The sequence below is a fragment of the uncultured Fluviicola sp. genome (assembly GCF_902168135.1).
Classification (GTDB): domain Bacteria; phylum Bacteroidota; class Bacteroidia; order Flavobacteriales_D; family Crocinitomicaceae; genus Fluviicola.
The window spans coordinates 12,820-35,949 of sequence record NZ_CABHOL010000043.1 but is presented as its reverse complement, the minus strand read 5'-3'; the positions used below and the strand labels follow the sequence as shown (position 1 = coordinate 35,949).

The following is a 23,130-nucleotide window of genomic DNA, read 5'->3' as shown; positions in this document are numbered from 1 at the left end:
CCCAATGATACTAAAGATTTCACCGATTTTAATACTTGCTCTTATCTTAAACGCTTGCGGCGAGAAAAAAGAAGATTTAAAAGCTCAGAAGGCTCCGGTTGTTACAGTCGACGTTATTCAGATCAAAGCAGGTGAAGTTGTTCGTTCAATAGCTATTCCGGGCTCGGTAATCCCGAACGAACAAGTAGATATTTATTCGGAAGTTTCCGGAAGAATTCAGCGCATTGCCTTCAGAGAAGGACAAAGTGTTGCAAAAGGCACCATTCTTGTCCAGGTTGATTCGGATATCTTAAAAGCTCAGAAAGCACAATTATTGGTAGAGCAGGACCTGGCTGAAAAAGACGAAGCCCGAAAAAGGAGTTTGTATCAGGCAAAAGGAATTAGTCTGCAGGATTACGAAGTTTCACAATCAGCGCTGGCAGACGCCAAAGCCAAACTGGAATTATTAAACGTCCAGATTTCCAAAGCAACTATCCGTGCTCCATTTTCCGGGAGAATCGGCCTGAGACATGTCAGCGAAGGTGCATTTATTTCCACCAGTACACTCATCACTTCCATTGTACAGGAAAATCCTGCAAAGATTGAATTCTCCGTGCCTGAAAAGTATGCACGGAATGTACGGATCGGCCAAATGATCCAATTTAAAACAGAGGGCGATTCCAAATCTTATTCGGGAAAAGTCTATGCCTTCGAACCAAGAATCGATGAAGGAACACGTATGATGACCGTTCGCGCTTCTCTCCCGAATCCGGGAGGATTAATCGCCGGTTCTTTTGTTTCGATCAATTACGATATGGGCAAGGAGGAAAATGCCTTCATGGTTCCAACGGAAAGTGTGGTCCCTGTTTTAAAGGGGCAAAAGATCTTTGTAGTGAGAAATGGATTAGTAGAAGAAATTCCGGTCGAAATCGGAATCAGAACACCTGACAAAGTACAGGTAATCGGGAATTTAAAAGAAGGTGACCAGGTATTGATATCCGGATTATTAGCAGTTAAAGCAGGCGCACCGGTGAAAACTAAAATGGCAGGAAAATGAACATTGCATCCATAAGTATCAATAGACCTGTACTTGCTTCCGTACTATCGATTATTGTCATTCTTTTCGGAGTTATCGGTTTCCTGTTCCTGGGAGTTCGTGAATTCCCCTCCGTTGACCCTCCTATAATTACGGTTACTACCAATTACACCGGAGCGAACCCGGATGTTATTGAGTCGCAGATTACCGAACCGCTGGAAGAAGCCATTAATGGTATTTCGGGAATCCGGACCGTAAGTTCTACCAGTTCTGACGGACGAAGTTCAATTACGGTAGAATTTGACCTGAGTGTAGACCTCGACGCTGCGGCAAATGACGTCCGCGATAAAGTATCGGGTGCGGTCCGTAACCTTCCCCCGGATGCTGATCCTCCGGTTGTTGTAAAATCAGATGCCAACGCAGAGACTATTTTCTCACTGACCGTTCAATCCGACAAAAAATCCTTACTGGAATTGTCTGATTTGGGAAACAATGTTTTCAAAGAAAGGCTTCAAACCGTAAAGGGAATTTCCGAGATCAGGATCTGGGGGGAGAAGAAATTCTCCATGAAACTCAACCTCGACCCCGAAAAAATGGCCGGGATGAACATCACCCCTTTCGAGGTTCAAAATGCCCTTAGCAACCAAAACGTGGAGCTGCCATCCGGACGTATTGAGGGGAATTCCGTAGAATTGACCATCCGCACATTCGGAAGACTTTCTACCGAAGAGGAATTCAACAACATGATTATCGCCAAACAGGGAACACAAATTATCCGTTTAAAAGATATCGGTCAGGCTGTTCTTTCTCCTGAAAACGAACGCACCCTGCTTCGCGGGAACCACGGAACCCCGATGATCGGTATCGCCGTAAACCCACAGCCCGGGGCAAATTACATTGAAATCGTTGATGAAATTTACAAAAAGATCAACCAGATCAAAAAAGAACTTCCGGCAGATGTACGCTTAGGTGTAGCTCTGGATGCAACGCAAAATATCCGTAAATCCATCTCGGAAGTAGAAGAAACCATTTTGATCGCTTTCGGGTTGGTAGTCATTATTATTTTCCTGTTCCTGCGCGACTGGCGCACTACCCTGATACCGATTATTGCGATACCGATCTCTCTGATCGGAACTTTCTTCATCATGTACATTTCCAACTTCTCTATCAACTTATTGACTCTGTTGGGAATTGTTCTGGCTACCGGTTTGGTGGTCGACGATGCCATTGTAGTGATGGAAAATATATACTCCCGTGTAGAAAAAGGTGAAGACCCGAAAGAAGCCGCACACAAAGGTTCTGCAGAAATCTTCTTTGCAATTATTTCAACAACCATCACGCTTTCCGTTGTATTCTTACCCGTTATTTTCCTCCAGGGATTAACAGGACGTCTTTTCCGTGAATTTGGAATTGTGGTTGCAGGATCCGTCATTATTTCGGCCTTTATTTCCCTGACACTGACTCCCATGATGAGTTCGCGTTTATTGAAAAAGAACGAACGTCATTCGCGTTTTTACAAAATGACAGAAGTGTGGCTGAATAAATTGATGACGGGATACAGGAACGGATTACTCCGTTTCATGAAACGCCCGTGGATTGCATTTATTTTAATGGTCACCTGTATCATTCTTATTTTTTGGGCTGGTTCCGATCTACAAACAGAACTTGCTCCAATGGAAGATAAAGGACGTTTCCAGATCCGATCTACCGCTCCGGAAGGAGCTTCCTTCGAACGCATGGATGCACATCAGCAGCAGCTGATCAGTTTGATCGATACGATGCCGGAAAAAGACAACATTATCGCGGTGACATCTCCGAGTTTCTCTTCCAATGCCGTAAACACCTCTTTTATCCGTGTAAACCTTGTTCCGGGAAAAGAACGCAAACGCACACAGGAAGAAATTGTCAATGCACTCACTCCGATTCTGGGGTCTTATAACTTCGCGAAGAACATCGTGATCCAGGAACAAACGATCGGTGGCGGCCGATCTGCAGGATTTCCCGTTCAATATGTACTTCAGGCTCCGAATTTTGAACAGATGAAAGAAATTCTGCCGAAGTTTTTGGAAAAAGCTTCGAGTGATCCGACATTTAAAATGGTGGACGTGGACCTGAAGTTCAACAAACCGGAATTACAGGTAGAGATTGATCGGGACAAAGCCGCAAGCCTTGGTGTGGATGTAAAAGAAATCGCTTCTACCCTGCAGCTCTATTTTTCCGGGCAGCGTTACGGTTATTTTGTTCTCAACGGGAAACAATACCAGGTAATCGGTCAGGCAAATCGCGATAAACGAAACGACCCTGCCGACTTAAGTACTGTCCAGGTGCGCACCGATCAGGAAAATCTGATTCCGATTGACAACGTTATTAAGCTGACCAATGAATCCAGTCCCCCGCAGCTTTATCGTTACAACCGGTACATTTCAGCGACGGTCTCTGCCCAGCCCAATGACGGTTTCACCATCGGTGACGGTATCCAGGCAATGGACAAAATTGCAGCTGAAGTACTTCCGGAAAGTTTTTCACACAGCCTGGCAGGAACATCGAAAGAGTTTGCAGAAAGCGGGAATAGCATCGTTTTCGCATTCATCCTGGCTTTGGTTCTCATTTATCTTATCCTGGCAGCACAATTTGAAAGCTTCAGTGATCCGGTTATTATCATGATTACCATTGTTCTTGCACTTGCCGGAGCCGTTCTTTCGCTTTGGTTTACCGATCAGACATTGAATATTTTCTCAGAGATCGGGATCATTGTACTGGTTGGTTTGGTTACTAAAAACGGGATTTTGATTGTGGAATTTGCCAACCAGAAACGCGAAGAAGGATTCAATATCCACGATGCGATTATAGAAGCCGCTGCACAGCGTTTCAGACCGATTTTAATGACAACCCTGGCAACCATCCTGGGAGCACTTCCAATCGCGCTGGCTCTGGGAGACGCCGCAACCAGCCGCATATCAATGGGTATTACCATTGTAGGCGGTCTGGCATTTTCACTGATTCTCACGCTATTCGTGATTCCGGGATTATATGTTTACCTGACATCCAAAAAATTGAAAGTAAAGCCATGAAAAACAGCATTCTTGTCTTCCTGATTTTTTTCAGCATTAAGGCTTTTTCCCAGCAGGTGCTCTCCTTTGAAGAGGTCATCAAACGTACGCTGGAAAAGAATTTCGATGTGCTGATACAACGCAACAATGTTCAAATAGCCGACAACTCAAACAACATCGGGGCCGCCGGATATTTACCGACTATCGGAGTAAACGCCGACCAAAACTGGACAACCACCAATACGCGCCAGGAATTCTATTCGGGTCAGGTAAATGAAAAGAACGGGGCCAATAACAATTCCCTGACGGCTGCCGCACGTTTAAACTGGACTTTTTTTGATGGTTTTGCCATGTTCGCACGAGATAAGCGTTTGCAGTTAGAGGAAGACCTCGCAACCGTTAACCTTACGGCTCAAATGGAAATGTCAATCTACCAGGCTTCTGTTCTCTATTATAGTCTGCAGTATTACAAACGCATGCAGGTAGTCTATGAAGAAGCCATTCAATTGTCTAAAGAACGTTTCGATCTCATTTCGCTGCGTTCCAAAAACGGAGCAGCAAGTGACCTGGAATTACTCCAGGCCAAATTAGATCTGAATACAGACAGCTCAAATTACCTGAATCATTTGAACCAGATCGGTAAAATGAAGGCAGACCTGGCAATGGTTATGGGAGAAGCCGGCAATATGCAGTTTGAAATAGACGATAACATCCCTGCCATTCCGGCACTCAGTCAGGCAACAATCCTTGAAAACGCACTTTCCCAGAACACCAGTTTATTAGTCCAAAAAAGCCAGATTGCCATTATCGACCAGCAGCGCAAAGAATTGCAGAGTCGTTACTATCCGCAATTATCCTTTTACGCGCAATATTCGGCAACTGTTTCCAAAAGTGAAGTCGGGTTACTCGCATCCAATCGTAGTTTGGGGCCGGGAATCGGGTTGACACTAAGCTGGACAATTCTCGACGGCTTATCCAATGTTACTGCAGTAAAGAACAACAAACTGCAAAAAGAAAATGCGGAGTTTGCCGTTGAAAAACAAGAGCAGAGCATCAAAACGGAAGTCGATAAAGCATGGCAGGACTACATCTTTTCGGAACGCATGTACCGATTGGAGAACAGTTCGATCGTGAATACTACAGAGATGTTTGAGATCGCACAGAAATCGTTTGAAAACGGTTCTTTGACCCAATTCGAACTGCGTGAAATTCAATTCTCTATTATTCAGGCGAAAAACCGCCAGTTAACTTCGGAATTCAACCTGAGAACCGCCGTTTTGAACCTGTCTTTGTTTACCGGAGATTATAAGAAATTGATCCCGTAAACCATCTGGGCATGCGATTAATTGCATGCCCAAATGGTTTTATCATAAAAAATGCGTCTGAAGATCCCGGATCACATCTTCTTTCTTTTGACGTGATATCGGGATTTTTAACCCGTTTTTCATCTTAATGTATCCACCCTCTTCCTTGAGGTATTCATCCACGTATTTCATATTTACAATGAATGATTTATGCGGACGAATAAAATTTACATTCGTTTTTAATTTATCATCGAAAAATTTCAGGGGTTTGGAAACCAATATTTCCTTCGCGTCGTCCAGGAAAACTTTACAGTAAGAGCTGTCTGCTTCGAAAGACACAATTGAATCCAACTTTACAAAACACATTCCATCTGCCGTAGGAATCGAAATCTTACGTTCACCGTTACCATAAGAGATCAAAATCTGATCGGCACTCATGGAACGTTTTTCTCGTACTTTATCCAATGCCTGGTTAACTGCTTCAACAAATAATTCCGAATCGATAGGCTTCATTAAATAATCAAGGGCCTGGTACCTGAAAGCCTTCACGGCATATTGATCAAACGCAGTTGTGAAAATAATCTGAGCGGCAAAAGAATCACTTTCATCAAGTACATCAAATCCCGTTCCGTCTCCCAGGTTGATATCGATAAAGATCAGATCAGCTTCCGTTTCATTGATCAGCTGAACCGCAGATTTGAATGAATCCGCTTCACCCAACACCTGGAAATTTGGAAAATATCGCTCTAAGTATTTAGAAATGACACGCCTTGCGTCGACTTCGTCATCAATAATTAATACCCTCTTAGTTTTCATAGTCATCGAATAAATAGTTGTAATCTCCTTTAGTAAAATTGTTTTAAGAATGCAGCGTAAGTTTAACGGGGCCTTTTTGAATTGGAATCGGAATTGGAATTAATGCAGAGTAATATACAAAAAAAGAAGGGTCATTTTCCCTGTTGGAGAACAGAACCCTCACGCAATAAATGAAATAGTTAATCCCGAAAAAGCTTACCATAAACAGAAGTCTCTCAGTTAAGAATTCTAAAATTAAGAAACGTTACAAAACTGCTTTTATTTTAATTGCCAATATTTCACAATCGTTCTATATCATAGAAAAAAGTAACTTTAGGACTTCAAAATGAAACATGGCTAAATTGTTGCTTTCAGTGGTAATCGCAATTGGGGTAATCCTTACTTCTTCTTTCGATTTCAATAAACTGCCTGATGAAAAGACTGTAAAATACAATACTGAGTATGTATATGTATTAATTATTGACGGACCGCGCTATACGGAAACATTTGGCGACACTACCTACCAATACATCCCTCATTTAGGAAATGAACTGAAAAAAGAAGGTGTTCTTTTAAGCAACTTTCGCAATAACGGTCCCACTTATACGATTTCCGGGCACTCAGCAATCATTACAGGCCGATACCAGCACCTTTCGAATGCCGGAAAACAGCTTCCCAAATATCCGACGATGTTCCAGTATTACCTCAAGGAAAAAGGAGTTCCAAAATCGGATGCATGGGTTGTTTCAAGTAAAGGGAAACTGGAAGTACTTGGAAATACGAAGTATAAAAAATGGTGGAACGTTTACAAACCCGAAACTTATTGCGGATTGCATGGAAATGGGGCCGATTACACCTCAGACCAGGAAACCTTTGATAAAGTTACCGAACTGCTTTCGGGAAATAATCCACCGCATTTGATGCTCATCAACCTGCTTGCGGCAGATGCATACGCACATTCCAAACAATGGGATATGTATTTGAAATCAATCCAGAAGTGCGACGACTATGCGTTTCAGTTGTGGAATATGATCCAGTCGAATGAAAAACTGAAAGATAAAACGGCACTTATCATTACGAATGATCACGGGCGGCACCTGGATGGACACAAAGACGGATACATCAGCCATGGTGATAATTGCGAAGGGTGCAGACACATCACCTTACTGGCTATGGGACCGGATTTCAAAAAGAACGTAGAATCCAAAGACTGTGCAGAACAATTGGATATCAGCAAAACCATTTCGGAAATGCTGCACTTCTCCATGCCAACCGGGAAAGGGCGCGTTTTAACGGAACTCTTCAAATAATCCCCGATTAATTGGGCATTGTCTGAATAGTTTACACTTCACAAAAATGTAACCTCTGAAACACTAAAAAAGGAACTCATAGGTACTGAAAGGATAGAGCATAAATCAAGGCAGGAATACCCGACTTACACCCGACTATATAGCGTCTTTTGTAGTAAAATTTAACAAGCGGTTTTACTGGGTTTTAGAACATTTCAGACTCGAAAAAGACCTGAAAACCTAACTTTTTAGACACCTGAAACCTCAGCGAAAAATTTTCTCACAAGTGTGTGGAATAACTAGATTCGTAATTCGTAATTCGTAATTCGTAATTCGTAATTCGTAATTCGTAATTCGTAATTCGTAATTCGTAATTCGTAATTAAAAAATCACTTCCCATCCATAAAATACCAGCGCTCTCCGATTTTTTCAAAACGGGAATCCTCCTTATGGTGTGTAAGCTGTCCTTTCTCATCCAGATAAGTCGCCACAAACTGTACGCGCTTTTCAGAGGACGACAGGATTTCCAGGCTGATCCATGTACTGTTCGAAGCCCATTCCAGGATTGCTTTCGGATTGTAGTATTTTCTGTATTTCGGTGAAGTTGTTTCCAAAATGTATGGAACATTCCGGGTTACATATGCCGAATACCGGGAGCGCATTAATTCTTCCGCACTTACCGGTAAAGCAGCTCCCAGCAAGAAAGGTTCACAACACTCACCAAATGGTCTTTGGCTGCCACAGTAACACAAATCCTTTATCCCCGGCTTCATGGCTTCTTTTTTCGAACTGCTTCACCCATATGCCGGATAGCTGCATTCGGTTTAATAAAATTCTCTTTGGTGTCTATCAAAGGTTCGTAAGGATAATTTCCAAAAAGTGTTGACAAACGATTGATTCCGAAAACTTTTTTGGTGTAGTGATTCGAAATAATTACCATACAAATGGTATCCTTTCGAAGAGAAGCATAACACCCCGTATTCCCATGCCACCAGCCTGTATGAAAAAACAAAGTCGATTTTCCTTTGTCTTCACGCATCCGGTAACCCAAACCATAATTACTTTTCCCTTTGCGCTCATAGCTGTACCCGCGGAAAATCTGTTTCTTGATCGAATCGCTCAAAAACACATCGGAATAAGTTGCCTTATCCAGCTTTAACAAATCCCTGGCTGTAGTATACAAATTCTTATCTCCGTAAATTCCGTCCAGATTGGTAAATGGCTCCAGTCTTTTTCGGGAATCATACGAACGGGCCAGTGAATCTGAATTTTGGGATCCGTCGTTAATAAACGAATCCGTCATTTTTAAAGGCTCAAAAATCAGCTCTTTTGCCAAAACCGGGAATTTCTTATGTGTAATCCGCTCAGCAATTAAAGCCAATAACGCGTAATTGGTATTGCAATAAGAAAACTGCGAATTTGCCGGAAAATACAAAGGCATTTTGTAGGTATTCAGAAGCTGGACAATTTTTTGGTTGGTCAGGTTTTTATCCGCAGGCCAGATTGAGTAAGGAAAATAGCCGTAATAAGGAATTCCGCTTCGGTGGTTCAATAACATTCTCACAGTTATTCCACTGTACATAATTTCCGGCAGGTATGAACGAATATCCTTGTCCAGTACCAATTGATTGGAATCAGCTAATTTGCAGATTATAATTGCAGTAACAACTTTGGAAATAGAAGCAACATGCAGCGGTGTGTGCTTATCAATCCGTTTATTAAACTGATAGTTTGCCGTTCCCTTGTAGCGTTCATAGACGATTTCCCCGTTTTTTGCAACCAGGAACATTCCGTTAAAATCTTCTGCAATGTGGTTCCTGTAAAACTGGCTGATACTGTCGTAGTAATGTGGCACAAATGATTTGGGAACCGGGTTGAACTTCGGGAACTGAAATTCATTCGACAGAATTTCTTTCTTCTTTTTTGTAGCCACATTAACATTTGTCTGACAGCCAAAAAGCAAAAAAAAGAACACTAAAAGAGTCGTAAATCGAGAAAATCCGGGAATCATGGCGCAAAGTTAGCAAAACTTTAACGAAACATTTCTTTCTTCAAAATCAATTTGATAATAGCAAGTTCAAAGAGATCAAAGGGTTGTTTAAGCGAATCTATTTGAACATTTGAACTATTAATAAATAAACGCTGCCGTTCTTTTTCGGATCAATCCGTCTTTTCCCTTTGCCTGAACAACCAGGTTGAAAGTTATTTGATTTCCTTTGTTAGCTGCTTTTGCTTTGGTTAATGCTTCCATCACTTCCGGAGTAATCTTCGAACCGGTAATGGCCGGAAGCGGATTTGCAATAGAAACCGATGTCACTTCGTAACTAATTACATCAAACCCCGCACTTTGCAATACTGCATTTTCCTCATACCCTACGCGTACTTCAGCCTGATCCAATGTAACTACGGTTGTTCCTTCCAAAGCACTCCCCACGTAAACAGAAGGAACCGGTAAATTCAACACTCGGTATTCGTATGTTCTAAGCACTTTATTCTCTTTCAGGTTCTTCATCGTTATGGTTATTGTTTTCTCCGGACCATTTGGTCTGACATAAAAACAAGAATCGCCTCTAAAAACCTCTGCCTGCGTGCTTTCCAATACCACAAAACGGGAATCTTCACCTGCCCCTATCTCAAACTTATTGTCGTATCCGCGGTAGACCACATTATACTCGGGCATTCCCAAAGCAATTTGTCCGAAACTCATTGAACTAATCAAACATGCTATTAATCCGATCACTATTTTCATATCACAGGTGTTAAACTTATCACTTAAATATACGGATTTATAATTAACTTGTGGTATGAAAAATTACAAACCAATAGCAGCAATCCTATTCAGCACGATCCTCTTTTCGTGTGGTGACAATTCAGAGGAAAAGGAACTAACAACCAGTCCGACGGAAACTGAAAAAACCATCGACGGAACGAAAGTAGAGCAGGAAATCCAGGCTCCAAAACCCAAAAAAGACACACATGTAAAGGTCTCCAAAACCGAAGATAAGCTTATTGATGAGATCTGGAAGCTTCCTGAAGTACAGGCATTATCCGATAAAATAGACCGCGAATCAAAAGGGAAGCGCCATCTGGTAGGCAGGATATCATCAGAGCCATCCGATGACCAGGAATATTACGGTATTTCAATTGCAGAAGATAATGGAGAAGCTTTGGCAACTTATTTTGAGTTCCGCATTTACCCGGATAACAGCATCTACTATTACGATGTGGTTGAGGACCAGGAATTGACTCTAAAAGAATGGCGGGCCCGGAAATAATCCAAACCCGCCTTAATATAAGTGTTGCGGTTTTTTCTATTTAATCAGCTGTACAAATCCCTGTCCTTCGAACGGTTCATCCTGAGCTCCTTTTGCAGTGTACTTATAAAAGTAAACCCCATCTTCCATCATGTTTCCGGCAGCATCTTTTCCGTTCCAGATAAATGGAATTGTACTGGAGGTATACACCGGATTTCCCCAACGGTTTACGATCGTAACATCCAATGATTTGATATTCAGCAATTCGAATGTGAAGAAGTCATTTACGTTGTCTCCGTTTGGCGTGAAGATATTCGGAGTCTTCAAGTCTACAGGCACAATCGGTGGAATAACCGGCGGCGGTATAACGGTTATAAGAACACTTGCCGTATCCGTACAGTTACCGTTTACTGCAACCAGCGTAACCAGGTAGGTCCCCACTGAATCATACACCTGGTTCTGAGAAGAAAGATCTGTAGTAGTTGTAGCGTTCCCATTTCCAAAATTCCAATCGAAGCTGTTTGCGTTGGTGCTTCCATTGGTAAAACTAACCGATAGCGGTCCATAGCCCGATGTTGGAGTTGCTGAAAGATCAGCTACCGGCGGATTCAAAGGAGTTACCAGTACAGAATCATTTCTGTGGCATCCGTTACTTTCCACATCGATATAATACCAACCCGGAGATAAATTCTGCCATACGGAAGCATTGATCTGGTTCGGGTTATTTGCTCCCGGACCATTCCAGGTATAAATTGGCTGCTGGCCATTGAAAGTTCCGTTCATCAAGACATAAACCGCCCCTGTGTTGGTTCCGCATTCCGAAGGAATCTGGGCAACAGTATCGAAATCCCATGGCATTGCATTCACTGTTACTTCAACCGTATCTCTTAAAGTACATCCATTCGGTGATACCGCCTGAACCACATAATTCCCGGAAGAGGTCGGAGCAATTGTAGCCCCTGTTTGTCCTGAAACCCATGTAAAATTAGGGTTTGCAAAGTTAGCTGTCGCGGTGATAGTTTCCGGTTCGTTCTCACAAAAAGTAATATCCGGTCCGGCACTGATCTGAGCAGGATCATAAGAAATCACAATCGTATCTGATTGCGGACAAATAGTATTAAATGTAATATTATCCAGTGCAAAATCATTATTTCCGCTGGAAACCTGGGCTACAATACTAATTGTTGCGGAAGTATTACTTCCTGAATTCCAGATTTGAGAAAATTGCTGCCAATCACAAGATAAAAGCGTAGGACTAAAAACCGGTCCGATCTGAACACCATCAATAAAAAACTGTAAAATGGCAACATTGGGTTGAGTAATGTTCTCGACACTCGTCACCCATGCTGAGAATGAGTAATCGGTACTCGGATCAACAGTGATTGTTTGGGACCAAACGGTTGTATTTGGGACATCCGACCCATTCACCACCATCATATTTCCCGGTCCGGTGGTCCCCAGGTCACTACATGCTCCAAAATTATTGTGTACAAGATTCGGACTTGTTGTTATTGCATAAGTACTTGGATTTGTAAGCAATCCGAAACTCCCTCCGGTCCCGGGGCCATACCCCGTAGTAAACCCGTTGTCACCCGATTCGAAATCACCGTTCACCACTAAATTTTGCGTATAATTCGCTACATTCAGGATTAAGGTTGTCGGAGAAGTAATCGTTACACTGGTCTGGTTTCCTGTACCGATATTCCAGTTATAAGAATCATACCCTGAAGGAACTGTATATGTCACGGATTCACCCTGGCAAAGCATGGTGTCGTTCCCTATATTCAATACGGGATACTGTCCGCATTGTGATTCTGCTGTACTCCAGGCAAGTACGGCAAACATAAGACCTAAAAGTTTTTTCTTCATAACGCAAATCTATGAAGACTAAACGGATATAGTAACTATTTAGTTGCGTGAAAAATCTTTTTTTTCGGAATTTAACATTTTATTAGGAAAACATGTAATCCTCAAAAAGCATTACCGCGTCAATAAGATTAGCTAAATTTGCTTTATGAAATTCAATGAATTAGGATTAAATGAGTTGGTCCTGGAAGCCATTGACCATATGGGCTTTGAAAATGCAACTCCAATCCAGCAATTTGCTATCCCGGAAATAATCGCCAATCACGATCTTTTAGCGTGTGCACAAACGGGAACAGGAAAAACCGCAGCGTTTATTCTTCCGATCTTACACAAACTGACCGGAAAAGAAGATGCTTCGATTAATACATTGGTACTTGTTCCAACACGTGAACTTGCCGTTCAGATAGAGCAGGAAATCCAGGGTTTGTCTTACTTCGTTTCGGTGGGATCGACCGCCATTTACGGTGGTGGTGACGGTGCCCGCTGGGAAGAACAAAAAAGTGCCCTGGTTGAAGGGACGGATATTATTGTGGCTACTCCCGGAAAATTATTGTCTCACATGATGCAGGGGTATGTTGATTTTTCTCAGCTGGAACATCTGATCCTGGATGAAGCGGATAAAATGCTGGACATGGGATTCTCAGATGATATCGAACGGATTATTTCTCATCTTCCCAAAAAACGGCAGACTTTGCTTTTCAGCGCTACTATGCCTGCCAAGATTAAGAACCTGGCATCTAAGATCCTGATCCACCCGAAAGAAATTGCTCTTTCCATTTCGAAGCCTGCTGCAGGGGTTACACAACATGTAATCTTTGCTTTTGATGAACAAAAAAATGCGGTACTCGATTTTATTTTGAAAGAACGTGCTAATTACGACAGCATTATCATATTCACATCGGCAAAGAGCAAAGTTCATGAGATCGTTTATGCACTCCGAAAAGCCGGATATAAGAATACACAAGGTGTTTCCTCCAACCTGGAACAGGAAGAACGTGAAGAAGTACTCAGAGGATTCCGCTCCAAACGGACGCGTATCTTAGTTGCAACTGATGTGATGAGTCGTGGGATTGATATCAAGGAAATCAACCTGGTGATCAATTACGATGCTCCGAGAGACGCTGAAGATTATGTACACCGCATCGGAAGAACAGCACGTGCCAATACGAAAGGTGAGGCATTTACGCTGATCAATCAAAAAGACATGCCGAAATTATCACGCATCGAACGCCTGATAGAAATGGAAATCCAGCGGGTAACACTTCCGGAAGAATTTGGGCCCGTACCGGAATGGAAAGCGGGCGGCAGTGGGGCTGCTCCGAATGGCAAAAACAAAAATCGCAATAAGAAGAAGTTTTACGGGAAGAAAAAACCGGCAACCAAGGGAGAAGTTAAAAGTTAAAAAGGGTTCAAACGGTTCAAACGGTTCAAACGGTTCAAACGGTTCAAATTTGTTTAAGTAAATCTAAATTGAACAATTGAACTATATCATACAAATGTTACAATGTTTCCTTTTTCGGCTTTGCGAACGCATTCCGAATATCTTTTAAAAAAGTACGGGATATTGTCTTCATCTCCGTTGACGATACGGTTCTTTACTTTTTCAAATGTCAGAATGGATATTTCAAATTCGGGAAGTCCCGTTTTCAGCATCGGCTGTTTCAAATGATCTTCCCAAAAATAGACTCCGCCATAGGTCCTCCTGGCAACTTCCAGGATATATGACCCTGTTTGTACACAAAAATCATCGATAATCTCTTCATCGGAAAGATCTGCAAAATCCGAAAAGTCCTCAATAAAACTATCCAATACGTTCAAACTTCGGATTGAATAATCAAAAGCCCCATCGTATTTTGTATTAAATGCCCGTACAATTTTCTCAGCATTTGCAGTTGCTTTGCTGATAAATTCCTGTTGAATTTTTTCAAATATATCCTCCCCTGAATCCAATACGATCAGTGGCTCTTTATCTTCAACTTGTATTTTCTTGTACTTGAAAAAATTAAACAATTTCATGTAACATTCTTGATTAGATGCGTAGCGTAGTTTTGATTGGACGAAAGTACAACTTTTTTAATGATTTATGTTGTCTAATCTTATTTGCATAAAATTATTTTCCAGCTGTAAATATAACACAATTGTTTTATATTCAGGTTGTGTAGCGGACATCTTCCCGGTAAGATACTTTGTTCATGGTTTCCACTTCAATGGTAAAATGTCCGAACTCTTCGGTTACCTTTCCGTCAATCGCATAAATTCCTTTTCCGCGGAAAGGATATTTCAAAGCAGCATCCTGAAAATGAACAGTATCCAGCTGTTCTCCTTCTTCATCGAATAAGGTTCCAAAATGCACAATTTGGTTTTTTGAACTCACAATTTTTTTCACCGAGATCAAGTATCCGTAAACACGGATTTTCCGGTTCACATGGTTCTTCAGGTCTTTTGCCAGGACATACCCAAGTGGGCTCTCTTCGAGTATAGCAAATGGATTACACAATGGAAAATCCAGCAATTCCAAGTGCTCAAAAACCTCTTCGAAATCTGTTTCACTCAGTTCCGGAAAAACGAACTCACGGCTTTCCTGTAAAAACAATTCGGGCTGAATTTCTGATTTCACCAATACTTTATGAAAGTTCAAATGAGCACTCCACATCAGCTCTTTCTTCGGGATTCCGAATGAACGCAGTGCTCCTACACGAATCAGCAACAAAAGCTGCTCCAATGGAAGTGCTATACGCTGCAGTAAATCATTGAACCCGGTAAATTCACCTCCCGATTCCCGCTCACTGACCAGGCGCTGCAGGTGTTTTAGTTCAATTCCTGCAATGTGCTGAAATCCCAGGTAGATAACGGTACCCCGGATAATGGTCTCCCCCCTGCTCGTGTTGATACATGGTGCTTCGACTACTGCTCCCAGTTTCTTAGCTTCCAGCACATATACTTCCGTGCGGTAAAACCCTCCGAAATTATTGATGGTTGCAACCATGTATTCTAACGGATAATAAGCTTTCAGGTACAAACACTGGTAACTTTCCACCGCATACGAAGCGGAATGCCCTTTGGAAAAGGCGTAACCTGCAAAACTTTCTATCTGCCGCCAGATTTCCCGGATATCTTTCTCCGAATGACCACGTTTTCTTGAGTTTTCGAAGAACTTTCCCTGAACCAGTAAAAACTCATCACGCGACCTGAATTTTCCCGACATTCCTCTTCTCAGTACATCCGATTCTGCCAAATCCAATCCCCCGAACTGGTTAGCAACTTTTATCACGTCTTCCTGGTAAACCATCACTCCATATGTATCCGGCATGATATCCAGTAAAACAGGGTGCGCTTCCCGGATTCGTTCCGGGTTTCGGTGACGCAGGATATATTCGCGCATCATTCCCGAAGAAGCTACACCCGGACGGATGATAGAACTTGCCGCTACCAATTCCAGGTACGTATTTGTCCGCAGCTTGATCATCAACATGCGCATGCCGGGCGATTCCACATAAAAACAACCAATTGCCCTGGCTTCACGCAATAATCTATTGATCGAATCGTCTGTAATAAACCGACGCACATCGTGAATATCATGTGGAGGACGATCCGGTTGATTGTATGCAATAATGTCTAGTGTATCACGGATTTTTCCCAATCCTCTTTGCGAAAGAATGTCGAATTTGTATAAACCCACATCTTCCGATTCAATCATGGAAAACTGAGTGGTTTTGTATCCTTTCGAGGTCAGGAAAGTAGCTGTAAAATAATGGATCGGTTTTTCACTGATGATCATTCCGCCTGCGTGAACACTTAAATGAGAAGGCAGTCCTGCAATCAGTTCACTGTATTTCAATACCAGCTCCTGGATCGGATCTGGTTTGAGCTCCCGCTTTTTATCCCCCGAAAGCATATCGATATCTGTTTTGGGCAAACCGAATACTTTTCCAAGCTCCCGGACAGTTGCTTTGTATTGAAAGGTGTTGTAAGTACAAATCAAAGCCGCATGCTCAAAGCGGTCAAACACATATTGAATCACATCATCCCGGTCTCGCCATGAAAAATCGATATCAAAATCAGGCGGGTTCTGTCGGTACAGGTTAATAAACCGTTCAAAATACAGGTCCAGTTCCAGCGGATCAACGTCCGTGATTCCCAATAAATATGCTACTAAACTATTCGCGCCGCTTCCCCTGCCCACATAGTAATACCCTTTGGATTTTGCGTAGGTAATGATGTCCCATGCAATTAAAAAATAAGTGATGTAATTCTTCTCATCAATTACTTTTATTTCTTTCTCTATGCGCTCCCTGATTTCTATTGTAATGGTATCATAACGGTGCTTCAATCCTTTTTCACACAACGAACGGATAAGTTCCAGGTCATTTTCCCTTGAATCGGTGTAAAGTGCCAGGTTTTGTGATACAGCCCCGGGTGCAAACTCAAATTCAATAGAACAGATTTTCAAAATTTCTTCCGACCGAAGAACCAATTCACGGAACTCATTATACTGGTCCAATAAACTTTCTCTTTGTAAAAACACGGCATCTTCCCTGCTTTGCTCCTCTACCGGCAGTTTGGAAAGCAATGCGTTTTGATCAATGGCCCGAAGCAGGCGGTGTGTATTAAAATCGCGCTTTGAGCGAAAAGTCATGGTTGGAAGCGCCACATACTTTTCCCATTCTTTGTTTGGGTTCATCCGAAAGCGGTTCAGCTGATGAGCAGGCACCCCTACGAATTCATATTCCGCAAGTAGTTCAGGCTCTTTCCCCCAGGGATAGATCACCACGCAGTTTTCTAATTCCGGAGCTTTCGAAGGGAAAGGAAGAACTTCATGCGTATGTTTACTCAGAAACCGGTTTATTTCCAGGAAACCGTCATTGTTTTTAGCCAGTACCACATAGCAGCACGAAATTCCATTCCTAAAATCCACTCCCACAACGGGTATCCTGCCGTTTTCCTGGCTGTAACGCACAAAATTCAGCACACCCGACGTATTATTGATATCCGTCAATGCAATGCGTTCATAGCCGGACCCTGCTCCCCATTTAACGAGCTCTTCCGGATCTGCCATTCCGTACTTTAAGCTGTAGCATGAATGAATGTTTATCATATCAATTCCTAATTACGGTAACTTCGACTTCGCTCAGCCACCGAAGCCTCTTTTTCATAACAACCAAATTCCCGGTGTCAGCGTACTTATACCTTTTCCGCCGCGGCGGGTCCGGCAGCAGGCATGACATCCGGGAACCTGGTTCCAATCGTTTCCCTCTGTTCGTTGTGGTTAGCCTTAGGTTGGCGGTGGTTGGGAAGTTATTAGTGAACAGAGGGCAACAATTGGTTTTTTGTGGTTAGGTTTTGCTTTTTATTTCGTCATTTCTTTTTCATTTGTCATTGGTAGTGACCAGTCTCTACCGATCACTACCATGTTCATTTCCCGGATGTGCTGAAAACCTTGTTTGATCCGGATATTCGATAATTCCGTTCCCATTTTCTCTCTTGTAAAAAATGTTAGACGATCCGGTTTGCAACTATCATCGGGGTTTCTCCCCTAAAAGGATTAAAATGTCCGATCCGCTTCACCTTCATGCCTATTGCCCGCTGAATTGCCCGTTCACCGAAACGCTCCCGGATATCATCCATCGAATGATATAAGGTGGCAAGCCGGGAACCTTCATCAAACAAACGCATCTGGTAATTTCCATGCACCAGCTCACTCATCCGCACGCCAACCAAACGCACAAGCAGTCTTCGGTTATGTAATTTTTCAAAGAGGTTCATTACTACCGGAAGAATCTCATGATCGGCAGCCGAATAAGGAATCCGCTGCTGTAAAGTCGTTGTCTGAAAATCAGAATATCGGATCTTCACTGTCACACATGCACAAACTTTTTTCTCTTTTCGCAGTTGAAAAACCAGGTTCTCAGCCAGGGCAAATACGATTGCCTTCAAACGCACCACATCGATCGTATCTTTATCAAATGTGCGCTCACTTGAGATCGATTTCCGTTCGCTGTACCGGATCACCGGACTGTTGTCAATTCCCTGTGCTTTTTTCCAGATGGCAATTCCGTTTTGACCAAGCACACTTTCCAGCATTTCTACCGGCATCTGCTGAATTGTTCCGATGCGTTTCACTCCCAGGCTGCAGAGTGTTTGGTAAGTTTTCAGGCCAACCATCGGAATTTTCTGCACCGATAACGGATTCAGGAATCGTTTCTCTTCCCCGTCGATGACATTCATCTGGTTATTCGGTTTGGCTTCACCGGTAGCAATCTTGGAAACCGTTTTATTGACCGACATTCCAAAAGAAATGGGCAGTCCGGTTTCCTTCATGATCTTATTTCTTAGCTCTCCGGCATATTTGTAGCACCCGAAAAAACGGTCCATTCCGGACAAGTCCATATAAAACTCATCGATAGACGATTTTTCCACCACCGGTACCGCATCCTGGATGATGTCTGTTACCAGACGCGAGTATTTCGTGTAATTGGCCGAATTCCCGCTGATAACGATTGCTTCCGGGCACCGTTCTTTGGCCATTTTCATGGGCATTGCGGAATGAATTCCAAATTTCCGGGCTTCGTAACTACAACTGGCTACTACTCCACGGTCTGATGCTCCACCGATTAAGATGGGCTTTCCGTTCAGGCGGCTGTCTTCCAAACGTTCACAGGAGACAAAAAAAGTGTCTAAATCCATGTGGACAATGCTTCGTTGTTGTTCGTTCATGTCTCGTATTTAAAAAAATTACGGCTGCATATCATTTCCGAACGGGTGAGCTGATTTCCAAAAAAACAATTCTTTTTTTTTGTATCTTAGTTCCGGTTTCAAAATTACCATTTTGATTAATTTAAAATCTAAATTTGATTAATAATTAATCAACAAGACAAAATTAGTTATCAACCACGTAAAGGATTTACGAACATCTTTTATTTCGAAAATTTGTGAATGTGCCAGTTTGCCAAATAGCAAACCGAAGCATTTTTTTCACTATCTTACAAAGAAACTAAGGCATTATGAAACAATTGCTCTTTTTAATCATTCTCCTGGCTGGAAAACTTTCCTACGCCGACGGACTGGATGAAATGCGGATTTACATCAACCAAAAACTGGTGGCAACCAGCTATGAAGGATCTTCTCAGATCCTGGAACTTGAAGTTTCTGTCGGAGACACTTTAAAGTTCGAGATCTGGACAGATTGGGGAGGAATGGAAAATTCTTCCATCAGTGTTTTTGAGTATCAAAGCAGCGAAAAAGTGGCCGAACTGGCACGGGTACCAAATCGGAAATACGAAGCAAACTTTTTCCAGGTCATCAAACCGAATATGATGGACAGTGAGATGCAATACGTTTTTAATTTTAGCCCGTCGGTGAACCGCACCTGGAAATTTGCCCGGGTTATTTTGAAAAACAAACAGAATTAACATCAATACTTCCTATCTTTAAGACAAGAAAAATACTTCATCTAAAAACAACACCTAATGAAAACAACTTTACTAACTCTTTTAATTCTATTTTGCCTGGTTTTTTCTGCGAAAAGTCAAATGCTTATTTGTTTCTATTGCTTTGACTCTACCGCCAATTGTGCCGCGCCTTCCATGTCGGTACCTGAACCTATAATCACCATTGAAAACACTCCAACCAACCTATGGGAAATCGGAACAATTCAAAAAAACAGTTTCACTTCAGGCTACAACTCCCCCGGAGCAATTGCCACAGATACAGTGGATCCATATCCTACCAATACTACTTCCACATTCTTAATCTCATGGGTCACCAATGAACCTTCCAATTCTATACATTGGACTACGGTAAGACTTCAGTTTGCTTACAATGTTGATTCAGATACGCTGACAGATTACGGTTCTATTGAATTCTCTCCTGACAGCGGTGCTACCTGGATCGATTTATTGAACGTGAATGATCAGACTTACGGATCTTACCTCGAATGGGATCTTTCTGGTCCTAACGGCATCATCCCTCCCACGCTATCCGGAAATTCGAACGGATGGATACATCGTTCACTTAACATGCATTTCCTGACACATGATCTAGCTATTCCAGCCGGAACTGCTATCTTATGGCGTTTTTCATTCACCAGTGATGGAAACCAAAGCAATAAAGACGGGTTAATGTTTGACGATATTGTTCTATTAATAACACCACCTTTAAGTGTAGAAGAACTAACTGCCGACAACATTCAAATCTCACCAAATCCGGTAAATTCAATAATGGATATTCAGATTACGGGAACAACTGAAAAACTTCTTTATTCGATCTATTCTTCAGAAGGAAAACTCATCAAACAATTCGATGATGAGGATGCTGAAACAGCATTGGATTTGAACACTCTGAATAGCGGAATTTATTACCTAACTATTCATAATACAGACAATCAATTCCTGGCAGCTAAAAGGTTTATTAAGCAGTAGTAGTTGCAGAAACCTTTACAGAACTAAACTTTGATTTGTTCATGCTGGATTACAGAGGTTATGGAAAAGTGAAGGAACAATTGATGAAGAAGAACAACTGCACAAGGACATACAATCGGCTTACAATGAACTAAAAAAAGCTACCCGGAAAATAAGACATTGGTGTTGGGGTATTCGATCGGAACGGGATTTGCTGCAAAATTAGCATCAAACAGCCATCCGAAATTGCTTATCCTACATGCTCCTTATTACAATCTGACAGATTTGATGAAACATAAATACCCTATCGTACCGATTTTTATACTGAAATACAAACTAAAGACCAACGAATATCTTCAAAAATGCAAGATGCCGGTTGTTATTTTTCACGGTGAAAAAGGATCATGGAATTTACACCGGTTCTTCTCTTAAATTGCAAAAGGAATTTAAAACTCAGGACACTTTGATTCTGCTAAAAGATGTAGATCATATTGGAATTATTAAAAGTGATGAATACCGGCGATTGATTCCAGCCCTTTTAAACAGGTAAACGATATGTGTCAAACCATCGAAACAAATCAGAAATTTGTATTTCGAACGGAAAATCTTATCTGTATCTTCTTAAACATTTACCTAATTCCGTTAGGCGGATTCATTTTTCTATTTACCGGATTGCAAGATTATTTCTGGGATAAATGCAAAAAAAGCGCCCGTCAATGACGAGCGCTTTTTATTGATAAAGTGTATTTTCGATTTTTATTTTTTCACGGAGTCAACTACAGCTTTGAACGCCTCAGGGTGGTTCATTGCTAAGTCAGCTAAAACTTTACGGTTCAATTCGATACCGCTTTTGTTTACAGCTCCCATGAATTGAGAATAGCTCATTCCGTGTAAGCGAGCTCCAGCGTTGATACGTTGGATCCACAAAGCGCGGAAATTTCTTTTCTTTTGCTTACGACCTTCGTAAGCGTAATTTAGTCCTTTTTCAATAGCATTTTTTGCTACTGTCCAAACATTTTTTCTACGGCCGTAGTATCCTTTGGCCAACTTCATAAAGTTCTTTCTGCGAGCTCTTGAAGCAACGTGATTTACCGATCTTGGCATAACTTTTAGTTTTTTGATAAGGAGTGTCAGTCAACCGACTGCTCTTTGGTACTCGTTACCTGGTTAAACATTACCGTCTAGGCTTAGCCTGGACAAAAATTCCCTTCTTAAAAGAAGTGAGGGATTACTTTTCAAAATAAAGCGTTTCGCGTTAGCGAACCTGCTTTATTTCATGTTCAACATTAATTTAACGTTAGACAAATCTGATTCATGAACCAAACCTGCGTGCGTCAAATTACGTTTTTGTTTCTTGGTCTTTTTCGTAAGAATGTGGCTTTTGAAAGCGTGTTTTCTCTTGATTTTACCAGATCCAGTTACAGTGAATCTCTTCTTTGCACTGGATGTTGTTTTCATTTTTGGCATCTTCTTCTCTTTTTAAAAAATGAACACTTTATCAAACTTATCTTGAATTCAAAAGGTGACTGAGCGGAGTCGAAGTAACCTTTTTCAATTCTAAAATTCTCTTTGTAGGCTGCACTACCGCTTGCCTGTTTATCAATAGCTTACGCTATTTCTTCTTAGGGTTGATCATCACAATCATTCTCTTCCCTTCCAATTTCGGCATTTGCTCCAATGTTCCGATATCCGCTAATTCCTGAACGAATTTCAATAACAGAATCTCACCTCTGTCCTTGAATACAATCGTTCTACCACGGAAAAATACGTATGCTTTCACCTTGGAACCTTCTTCCAAAAACTTACGGGCATGTGTCAATTTAAACTGAAAATCATGATCGTCTGTATTCGGACCGAAACGAATCTCTTTCAAAACAACTTTACTTTGTTTTGCTTTCAATTCTTTTTGTTTTCTTTTTTGGTTGTATAAGAATTTACGGTAATCCATAATCTTACAAACCGGAGGCACTGCATTCGGGGAAATTTCCACCAGGTCCAATTCCTGCTCTTCTGCCAACTGCAGTGCAGCACTCAAACTCATTACTTGTGGCTCTTCTCCTTCAATAACTAAACGGATTTCACGAGCGGTGATCTTCCCGTTTATTTTGTGCTCGTCGTTATTTTCTTTTCTTACTGGTTTTCTACTGTCTTTTCTCATTCA

20 protein-coding genes are annotated in these 23,130 nt (G+C 41.8%); 8 read left to right on the top strand and 12 right to left on the bottom strand.

All coding sequences use genetic code 11. The features are described from left to right. Positions 1-4 precede the first annotated feature (4 nt). The 3 genes from QZT69_RS14530 to QZT69_RS14520 are packed head-to-tail and all read left to right on the top strand — an operon-like array spanning position 5 to position 5,390. Positions 5-1,036, top strand: a complete 1,032-nt coding sequence (locus QZT69_RS14530) for an efflux RND transporter periplasmic adaptor subunit (RefSeq protein ID WP_294676117.1) — start codon at positions 5-7, stop codon at positions 1,034-1,036. Then, positions 1,033-4,086 (top strand): efflux RND transporter permease subunit, encoded by a 3,054-nt coding sequence (locus QZT69_RS14525; protein ID WP_294676111.1) that lies wholly within the window; start codon positions 1,033-1,035, stop codon positions 4,084-4,086. Before QZT69_RS14530 ends, QZT69_RS14525 begins: the two co-directional genes overlap by 4 nt. Then, positions 4,083-5,390, top strand: a complete 1,308-nt coding sequence (locus QZT69_RS14520; protein WP_294676105.1) for a TolC family protein — start codon at positions 4,083-4,085, stop codon at positions 5,388-5,390. The genes QZT69_RS14525 and QZT69_RS14520 overlap by 4 nt, the downstream gene beginning before the upstream one ends. A gap of 42 nt (positions 5,391-5,432) precedes the next feature. On the opposite strand, the gene QZT69_RS14515 is transcribed toward QZT69_RS14520, so the two are convergent. Beyond that, positions 5,433-6,185, bottom strand: a complete 753-nt coding sequence (locus tag QZT69_RS14515; protein ID WP_294676100.1) for a LytTR family DNA-binding domain-containing protein — start codon at positions 6,183-6,185, stop codon at positions 5,433-5,435. A gap of 332 nt (positions 6,186-6,517) precedes the next feature. Between QZT69_RS14515 and QZT69_RS14510 the strand changes: the two genes are divergently transcribed. Next, the gene (locus tag QZT69_RS14510) at positions 6,518-7,474 is read left to right on the top strand and encodes a sulfatase-like hydrolase/transferase (protein WP_294676092.1); all 957 of its coding nucleotides are present in this window, start codon (positions 6,518-6,520) and stop codon (positions 7,472-7,474) included. A gap of 368 nt (positions 7,475-7,842) precedes the next feature. Here the strand turns inward: QZT69_RS14510 and QZT69_RS14505 are convergent, their stop codons facing one another. From QZT69_RS14505 to QZT69_RS14495, 3 genes are all read right to left on the bottom strand, one after another. Further along, positions 7,843-8,226: a YchJ family metal-binding protein gene (locus QZT69_RS14505; protein WP_294676086.1), complete on the bottom strand. Its 384-nt coding sequence runs from the start codon at positions 8,224-8,226 to the stop codon at positions 7,843-7,845. Next, on the bottom strand, positions 8,223-9,386 hold the full coding sequence (locus QZT69_RS14500) for a serine hydrolase (protein WP_294676073.1): 1,164 nt from the start codon (positions 9,384-9,386) through the stop codon (positions 8,223-8,225). Before QZT69_RS14500 ends, QZT69_RS14505 begins: the two co-directional genes overlap by 4 nt. A 195-nt stretch (positions 9,387-9,581) precedes the next feature. After that, positions 9,582-10,202 carry a GldM family protein gene (locus QZT69_RS14495; RefSeq protein WP_294676068.1) on the bottom strand — a complete coding sequence of 207 codons (621 nt, stop codon included), beginning with the start codon at positions 10,200-10,202 and terminating at the stop codon, positions 9,582-9,584. 55 nt (positions 10,203-10,257) lie between these two features. On the opposite strand from QZT69_RS14495, the gene QZT69_RS14490 reads away from it, so the two are divergent. Further along, positions 10,258-10,728, top strand: coding sequence for a hypothetical protein (locus QZT69_RS14490; protein ID WP_294676060.1), 471 nt, complete (start codon positions 10,258-10,260; stop codon positions 10,726-10,728). A gap of 36 nt (positions 10,729-10,764) precedes the next feature. On the opposite strand, the gene QZT69_RS14485 is transcribed toward QZT69_RS14490, so the two are convergent. Beyond that, on the bottom strand, positions 10,765-12,576 hold the full coding sequence (locus QZT69_RS14485; protein ID WP_294676055.1) for a gliding motility-associated C-terminal domain-containing protein: 1,812 nt from the start codon (positions 12,574-12,576) through the stop codon (positions 10,765-10,767). Positions 12,577-12,721: 145 nt separating this feature from the next. On the opposite strand from QZT69_RS14485, the gene QZT69_RS14480 reads away from it, so the two are divergent. Further along, positions 12,722-13,975, top strand: coding sequence for a DEAD/DEAH box helicase (locus QZT69_RS14480; protein ID WP_294676044.1), 1,254 nt, complete (start codon positions 12,722-12,724; stop codon positions 13,973-13,975). Positions 13,976-14,061: 86 nt separating this feature from the next. Here the strand turns inward: QZT69_RS14480 and QZT69_RS14475 are convergent, their stop codons facing one another. The 4 genes from QZT69_RS14475 to dinB form a co-directional block, all read right to left on the bottom strand. Continuing rightward, positions 14,062-14,589, bottom strand: coding sequence for a hypothetical protein (locus QZT69_RS14475; RefSeq protein ID WP_294676038.1), 528 nt, complete (start codon positions 14,587-14,589; stop codon positions 14,062-14,064). 133 nt (positions 14,590-14,722) lie between these two features. Beyond that, positions 14,723-17,668, bottom strand: a complete 2,946-nt coding sequence (locus QZT69_RS14470) for a DNA polymerase III subunit alpha (protein WP_294676033.1) — start codon at positions 17,666-17,668, stop codon at positions 14,723-14,725. Positions 17,669-17,920: 252 nt separating this feature from the next. Beyond that, positions 17,921-18,046, bottom strand: a complete 126-nt coding sequence (locus QZT69_RS14465) for a hypothetical protein (protein WP_294676028.1) — start codon at positions 18,044-18,046, stop codon at positions 17,921-17,923. A 20-nt stretch (positions 18,047-18,066) separates the two neighbouring features. Continuing rightward, on the bottom strand, positions 18,067-19,287 hold the full coding sequence (gene dinB, locus QZT69_RS14460) for a DNA polymerase IV (protein WP_294676022.1): 1,221 nt from the start codon (positions 19,285-19,287) through the stop codon (positions 18,067-18,069). Positions 19,288-19,574: 287 nt separating this feature from the next. Here dinB and QZT69_RS14455 point away from each other — a divergent pair, with 287 nt between their 5' ends. Next, positions 19,575-19,982, top strand: coding sequence for a hypothetical protein (locus QZT69_RS14455; RefSeq protein ID WP_294676011.1), 408 nt, complete (start codon positions 19,575-19,577; stop codon positions 19,980-19,982). A 57-nt stretch (positions 19,983-20,039) separates the two neighbouring features. Continuing rightward, complete coding sequence (locus QZT69_RS14450) at positions 20,040-20,990, top strand: T9SS type A sorting domain-containing protein (RefSeq protein ID WP_294676007.1); 951 nt, start codon at positions 20,040-20,042, stop codon at positions 20,988-20,990. 735 nt (positions 20,991-21,725) lie between these two features. Here the strand turns inward: QZT69_RS14450 and rplT are convergent. From rplT to infC, 3 genes are all read right to left on the bottom strand, one after another. After that, positions 21,726-22,073, bottom strand: a complete 348-nt coding sequence (gene rplT, locus QZT69_RS14445) for a 50S ribosomal protein L20 (RefSeq protein ID WP_294676005.1) — start codon at positions 22,071-22,073, stop codon at positions 21,726-21,728. Positions 22,074-22,238: 165 nt separating this feature from the next. Continuing rightward, entirely contained in the window at positions 22,239-22,436 is a 198-nt protein-coding gene (rpmI, locus tag QZT69_RS14440; RefSeq protein ID WP_294675997.1) for a 50S ribosomal protein L35, read from the bottom strand. A 145-nt stretch (positions 22,437-22,581) separates the two neighbouring features. After that, a complete protein-coding gene (infC, locus tag QZT69_RS14435; RefSeq protein ID WP_294675989.1) occupies positions 22,582-23,127 on the bottom strand; it encodes a translation initiation factor IF-3 in 546 nt (181 codons plus the stop codon). Between the last annotated feature and the right edge of the window lie 3 nt (positions 23,128-23,130).